The organism is Chromatium okenii (genome assembly GCF_016583745.1).
Lineage (GTDB): Bacteria > Pseudomonadota > Gammaproteobacteria > Chromatiales > Chromatiaceae > Chromatium > Chromatium okenii.
Window position 1 is genome coordinate 1 of record NZ_NRRQ01000062.1, and the last position, 6628, is coordinate 6628.

A 6628-nucleotide genomic window follows, 5' to 3' on the forward strand; every position below is an offset into this window, starting at 1 on the left:
TATTTGAATGGATACAAGAGATCATCCCTGCTGAGTTGCAGTCAGAGCTGCGGGCGATCATTCCTAACGAGCTGCGGACACAGCGTAGAAAGGAGCGGGACAAAGCACGTCCACCGCGTCCACATGATCGGATGAATGACAAAGATTATCTGGATCACTACACATTGGATGGTGTGCGAGTCAGCAACAGGGAGAAACGGGACAGAGCACTACAGATGCGCGCTGAAGGAATGACCTTTGCTGCCATCGCTAAAGAGGTGGGAGTTACAGCTACGACCGTGCGCCAGTGGAGCATTCGAGCAGCTCAAAACGACTTGCGCACCGACTCAAAAAACAGCAATGACGCCACGGTCAGCCATGGCAGCAAAAGCGCGCCGTCTTTGATGCCTACCCCCGTAGGGTCCGAGGGTGAGACGTTAAAACCGGCGGGTGAAAGTGACGTTTTTCAAGAGGGATGTGCTGCTCGTTGTGTTGCGTGCGGGCTATGTTCTGTTGGTTTCAAGCGTCTTCAGGTCAATCTGGTCGAGAATCTTCTCAAGTCAACCGAGTTGAGTTCATGCGGGACGGGTATCGTTCGGGTCGAGGTCTGCCCTTGTTACGGGATTACTCTCTCTAAATTCGTTGTGACAAGGCGTGAAACGCGCCAACAGACTGGAGATGACCCAGTGAGTGGATTACTTGACACGACGTGATATAACACAGATTGCCATCAGTGACAAGACAGCGCCGACCTTTTATTGGGTTGTCCTGTCTTTTCAATGGCTTATCATGCTGAGAGGCTGAGTTAGCCTACTGCGCAACAAAGTCAATTGCTATTGGAATACAGGTAAAGTGAGGGTTTATTAACAAAGTTAATCAATCATTTTTAACAGCTATAATCAATCAGCTTTATTCAACTGTTCATCCTAATTGATGAAAGCTGAGATCATCTTTTTTAGTAACAAGGGATAATTAATTGTCATGCAATCTTCAATTGATAATCAACTATCGAATCACTCAATTCACAATACGAATATGAACATTCGTGCGCAACGTTATCAACGTGATCTCATTGACAAAGCTGCTGAGTTATTGGGTAAAACTCGCTCAGACTTTGTATTAGAAACCGCTTGTCGTGAAGCGCAAGAAGTGTTGTTGGATCAGCGCGTGTTGACACTCGACACTGAAAGTTTTCAAGCCGTTCAACTGTTATTGGATGCGCCGCCAAGTGACAATCCCAAGCTGCGGCAATTGATGACTATGACAGTGCCTTGGGAAACATGAAATGGCAGTTTGTAGTGCTCCAACACGTTTGACGATTCACCACAATTTCACTCAATCTGATAGTGGTGACATGAAAGTCGCTTGTGCAGAATTTCTGTGTTTTTAGTTTCAATCAAAAATCAGTTGCCATGTTTTCTTTCATTTATCAACACAATGAAATAAACCCATTCAATGATTTCATTCATCAATCAGGAACACCAGTTAATGATGTTCCCAATCGATCAATGATTATTGCATGGTCATTGCCATTCGTTCTTTCACTCGCATGACTGCCTCATTGTATTGAGCCACCTTATTAAAGCGGACATGTTCAATGAATTCATCGGGAATCTCATTCATAAAGCGAGAAGGTTTTGAATTCCATTCTCGTCCGTGAATCAATCGGCTTTCCGCATGAGTCATAAACAACTGTTCCATCGCTCTTGTCATGCCGACATAGCACAATCGTCTTTCCTCCTCAAAACGTTCTCGATCATGTAATGACATGCTGTGTGGGAATAATCCATCTTCCATTCCAGCAAGGAACACCACCGGAAACTCCAACCCTTTTGCCGCATGAAGTGTCATTAACTGCACGGCATCGTTGTTGTCATCATCGCTCATCTCGTTTGCTTCCAAGGCAATATGGTTCAGGAACACAGTTAAAACATCACCATCTTCTATGTCCCAGCTCCGTTCAAAGCGAGCTGCTGTTTCAATCAACTGATCCAGATTCTCAACGCGCTCCTCCCCCTTTCCATCGGGTTGCTTGAGATAAAACTCTGACAACTCTGTCTGTTTCAGCAGTTGATTCAATCGTGTTGCCAACGTCATCTTTCCACTGCGATGAGATTGAATCAATGCCACAAATGCTGTGAGTGATTCATTGACTTTCTTGGTCAAGCCTTTCTTTGCAATCAAGTCCAGTGTTGCTTGCCATAACGATCCCGATAATGTCTGTGCGTGTTTCCTCAATAGTTCAATCGTGCGTTCACCAATTCCACGAGTCGGAACATTCACTACTCGCTCAAAGGCAAGGTCATCATTGCAGTTTGCGATCAAGCGTAAATATCCCAACGCATCTCGAACTTCCGCTCTTTCAAAGAAGCGTAATCCATTATGGATGCGATAAGGAATGCCTGCACGAATCAATCGTTCTTCAAACATCCGTGATTGTGCTGAAGTCCGATATAAGATTGCATAATCTTGATAACATCGGTGATTCATGGTGAATGTTTGATCAATGCGATCAATCACGAAACGGGCTTCATCACCGGCATCAATAGCCGTATAGCATTGAATCAAAGAACCTGTATCTTGTTGTGTCCACAGATTCTTACCGAATCGATTCCGATTGTTTGCAATCACAGCATTGGCAGCATTCAGAATGTTGCTGGTGGAACGATAGTTTTGTTCCAACCGAAGCAGTTGCACATTCTGATAATCTCGTTGCAATGCCTTCAGGTTTTCCACCTTCGCTCCACGCCAACCGTAAATGGATTGATCGTCATCACCAACTGCACAGATGAAGTTATTGCTGGTAGATAACATCCTCAACCATTCATATTGCATGGTGTTGGTATCTTGGAACTCGTCAACCAGAATCTGTTGAAAGCGGCTTTGATAGTGTTGACGAATATCCCGATGATCTCGCAATAACTCATAAGCACTCAACAATAAGTCAGCAAAGTCCAGTGCTTTATTCTGTTGCCGTTGCAATTCATATTCAGCATAGATATTGCGCAGAACAGCTAACTTCTCATCATCCTCTCCAACTTCCACTTGGTGCGGATGTAATCCATTCTCCTTAGCATTGTTGATAACGCTCAACACCCATTTGATTGGGTAAGTGGTGTCATCAATCTGCATCGTTGTCATCACTCGTTTCAATAAACGACGCTGATCCTCTGCATTGAGAATCTGGAAGTCTTTATCTAACTGTGCCGCTTGCCAATGCAGCCTTAATAGTCGATGTGCCAATCCATGAAACGTTCCAATCCATAACCCATTCAATGCAGTATCAAGGTTGGCTTCTAATCTGTGTTTCAATTCAGTTGCTGCCTTGTTGGTAAATGTCACTACTAACAAGGATTCAACTGGAATGTGATGATGTTCTATCAACCATCCTATTCGCTCCACTAACACACGGGTCTTGCCAGAACCAGCTCCAGCCAGAACCAGTAGATTACGCAATGGTGCAGTGACCACTTTCAGTTGAGCGGGATTGAGTGCATTCAGATTCATCATTGATTCCTCAAATTAAAGAGGTGCCGGAGCACCTCAAGGGGGGTTAATACTCTTCAGGTAAGAGAAGAGTGGTAACAGTTCGATCCGCTTCAGTAATGATCCAGATGCGCCAGTCATCCTGTAATGGATAGACTGATAACACTCTGTTTCCTTCCACTAAAGCACGATCATTTGCTTGTTGGTCTTCACTACTCATCTCTCCCCAATTGCCTTGGCGATGCCGAAACAATAGGAAGAGTGGAGATATTGCACATTCTTGTAATGCGGAATGTGCGCCTTCAGTAATGACAACTTCACCCAATGGGAACTTGAATGTGATTGACATGGATTACACCGTTGTTAATCGGCGTAAATGTTGGAATCTGATTGGAGAATCAAGTTCCATCTTATAACGCACATCACACAGATGATTGAATTCATCATTGCTCAAAATGAATTGAGTACAATGACGATGTTCATCCATCAAGATCATGGTGATTGTGCCAGTGGCATCTTCACCAAGGGTTAAGGTCGTATCACGAGGTTCGATTAAATCGAATTGATATAAGTGACGCATGTTGTGAATCCTCAGAATGGAATATCTTCATCATTGAACTGGCTCCATTCAGCAGGTATTGCCGAAGGAGTAACATCAGTGGGTAATGATTCATCATCCTCACAATAAAGCCGTTGGATTTCTTCATATTCAATGTAGTCGATTGAAGGAAACCAATAGGATGGTTGTGTTAATGCAGTTATTTCAGGCATAACAACTCCTGATGCAATTCGCATCATCAATTGAGAGAGATAAAAAAGGGCTGACAATGCCAGCCCTCAGTGGATTGAAACCAGTGATGAATTAACGCAAGGTTAAACTCACACCGGTTTCAAGGTGAACTCCGGGGATGGAATCAACTCCTAAACGAAGTTTTTCCTGCATCCAATTCTTGCGAATGTGGGTCAAGGTCTCAACTTCCTTGAATTGATCAGGGATCATTGATTCATCATCCACAATGATTCGAGCAGGTGTCTTGCGAAGCCGGACAACAATCTGATTACTCTTCAGTTCAGTCTTGTTGACTTTCTGAAGTTGAGTTATCAGATAATTACGCAAGAATTCGGAACGTGATTCAAGTTGCTTGCGGCGATTGCGAATGGAAGTCTCTGTCGCTTTAACAGCTTCAGCTTCCAATTCTAATTCACGGGTATAACAAGCCACTGCTAATGCCTTGTCCGTGAATTGGTCATCCAGTTGCAATTGATCCAGTGTGTCTTGCACCAATTGGTGAAGCGTTGCTGGATCATCAGCAGAATCAGATTCCATCAATGACAGAATGTCACGATAATCATCGGCAATCTGGTATAGGGTAATACTCATGTTGTTCTCCTTAAAACGCGATGTTGTCTTCAGGGTTCTTGGATGATCCATTGCGAGGTTCATAAGGGAAAGCTGAAAGCATTCCATTAAACTCAGGATCAATTGGAAGTGAATCTAAACGGATAGAAATCCGTTCTCCGTACTTAGACTCAGGCTCAATCACCAATCGACCGACCTGAATCCATATCTTCTTTTCTACATGATCAGAAGTGATATATTTCTTGCCATAAGCAAGGTTAAACACGCGCTTTTCCATGATGTTCTCCAAAGAGTTGATTAAGCTGCGGCAGAAAGTTCTGGCAGTTTCTTCATGACGAAGTCAAACAATGCAACAGGTAATTCATTCAAGGATCGTATTGATCCTAATGATTTTGCTGCTGCAATCTTATTGCAGTAGGCAATGAATCTTTCATTGTCCAGATTCAACTTAGTAAGGTGATTGGACAATTCCCGATGCTGTTCTTCACTAATGACGAAAGATGAAGTTGAGGGTTTATTCTCATTCATCGTTCTCAGGTTTTTCATATCTTCAAGGTCTTGTGTAAAGACCTCAGATAAACCAGCCAGGCGAAGTGTTGCATCAATATGTGCTGATTTCTCAGCCATCTTTAATGCTTTATTCAGGTCACCATAATCTTGTTTAAGACTACGGGCACCAACTCCATCTGCGAGGGTTTGTCCGTGAATGTTTTTCAACTCACAACGCACGATCACATTTTCAAAAATCGAGCCGTTTAATAATGCTTGTTCTGTTTCCTTCAGGGAAGGGAAATGAACAGTAATTCCTAACATTCCGCATATTTTTTCTGCGCCACTCTTGAAAAGGCTTTTTCTATTAGAAGAACCTCTCTTTGTGGGAATGGAACCGTAATCGACACCTTCTTTCAAAGATGACCGAATCCAGTTCAGTAACAGTTGTCTGTTCTCACTTCGCCGCGCCAGGTCGTTTTTGAAAACCGTTGTTGGAATATCCAGCGGATTTATTGCTAGATTAGTTGACTCATCATCAATGACGATAGCCATTTCTTGGCTCGACATGTATTGAACTCCATTAAAGAGACAATCAAATCGGCATCCCGTGAAGGACACCGATTTGATCANTAAGGCGGAGGCACAGCACAGATATTGAGGATGGAATTAACCATCCTTAATTTATAATATCTCTATCAATTATTTGAAAACCCATTTCATATGCACATGACATATACAGAGATAATCAATCAGAATTTAACATAATTGAATTAAAATCATTGCTGTCGCCATAAAAGATAGTTTCAAAAGGTATGATGTGGGTTTGGGCTTTGGGTCGGCGGGGGGGCAGTCAGTGGGTGTCAAAGTGGGCAAGTGGGCAAGTGGGTGGTTGCCAGTGGCAAAAAAAAGCCCCATGACGGGGCTGGTAAGGTCAAATCTGACGGTATGCAGTTCATGCAAAACCACGACAGCGATTGAACACAAAGCGTGGTGCGACGTGATGATGCGTTAAGGCTTACCTGTGGCTTCACAGTGACGCTATCGGGCAATATCAATAGGGGGTTGGCGCTTGGTTGCAGTGGCGGCTTCTTTGCCGCTCTGATGCGAATCTAACTGTGGTAGGAGTTACGCAGTTGACCAAAAATAGCTTTAGAATATAGTCGATCCACCACAAAATGATTGTTAAAATCGGCGCAGCACCTTCAATCCTACTGTTGTGCCGCAATCAATTTATTCTGGCTTGGCTATACAAAGATGAACGCTGCAAAATGTACCGAACAAGATTACATTCAGTTTTTAATCGCTACTCCG

General features: G+C 43.4%; 9 protein-coding genes. 2 read left to right on the top strand and 7 right to left on the bottom strand.

Annotated features, from left to right (window positions below):
• Together CKO12_RS13715 and CKO12_RS13720 are read left to right on the top strand one after the other, a co-directional pair.
• Positions 1–692 (top strand): helix-turn-helix domain-containing protein (locus tag CKO12_RS13715; RefSeq protein ID WP_207146387.1); only part of this gene is annotated, 692 nt, incomplete at its 5' end.
• Positions 693–1014: 322 nt separating this feature from the next.
• Positions 1015–1263, top strand: coding sequence for a type II toxin-antitoxin system TacA family antitoxin (locus CKO12_RS13720; protein ID WP_242466353.1), 249 nt, complete (start codon positions 1015–1017; stop codon positions 1261–1263).
• Between the two features lie 228 nt (positions 1264–1491).
• On the opposite strand, the gene CKO12_RS13725 is transcribed toward CKO12_RS13720, so the two are convergent.
• Genes CKO12_RS13725 through CKO12_RS13755 form a run of 7 tightly spaced genes read right to left on the bottom strand, consistent with a single transcriptional unit; the run spans position 1492 to position 5884 of the window.
• Complete coding sequence (locus tag CKO12_RS13725; protein WP_207146388.1) at positions 1492–3489, bottom strand: UvrD-helicase domain-containing protein; 1998 nt, start codon at positions 3487–3489, stop codon at positions 1492–1494.
• Positions 3490–3532: 43 nt separating this feature from the next.
• Positions 3533–3814 carry a hypothetical protein gene (locus CKO12_RS13730; protein ID WP_200155292.1) on the bottom strand — a complete coding sequence of 94 codons (282 nt, stop codon included), beginning with the start codon at positions 3812–3814 and terminating at the stop codon, positions 3533–3535.
• A gap of 3 nt (positions 3815–3817) precedes the next feature.
• Complete coding sequence (locus tag CKO12_RS13735; protein WP_200155293.1) at positions 3818–4045, bottom strand: hypothetical protein; 228 nt, start codon at positions 4043–4045, stop codon at positions 3818–3820.
• A gap of 11 nt (positions 4046–4056) precedes the next feature.
• On the bottom strand, positions 4057–4293 hold the full coding sequence (locus CKO12_RS13740) for a hypothetical protein (RefSeq protein ID WP_200155294.1): 237 nt from the start codon (positions 4291–4293) through the stop codon (positions 4057–4059).
• 34 nt (positions 4294–4327) lie between these two features.
• Complete coding sequence (locus tag CKO12_RS13745; RefSeq protein ID WP_200155295.1) at positions 4328–4846, bottom strand: siphovirus Gp157 family protein; 519 nt, start codon at positions 4844–4846, stop codon at positions 4328–4330.
• Positions 4847–4856: 10 nt separating this feature from the next.
• Positions 4857–5102: a hypothetical protein gene (locus CKO12_RS13750; RefSeq protein WP_200155296.1), complete on the bottom strand. Its 246-nt coding sequence runs from the start codon at positions 5100–5102 to the stop codon at positions 4857–4859.
• Positions 5103–5122: 20 nt separating this feature from the next.
• The gene (locus CKO12_RS13755) at positions 5123–5884 is read right to left on the bottom strand and encodes a hypothetical protein (RefSeq protein ID WP_200155297.1); all 762 of its coding nucleotides are present in this window, start codon (positions 5882–5884) and stop codon (positions 5123–5125) included.
• Positions 5885–6628 lie beyond the last annotated feature (744 nt).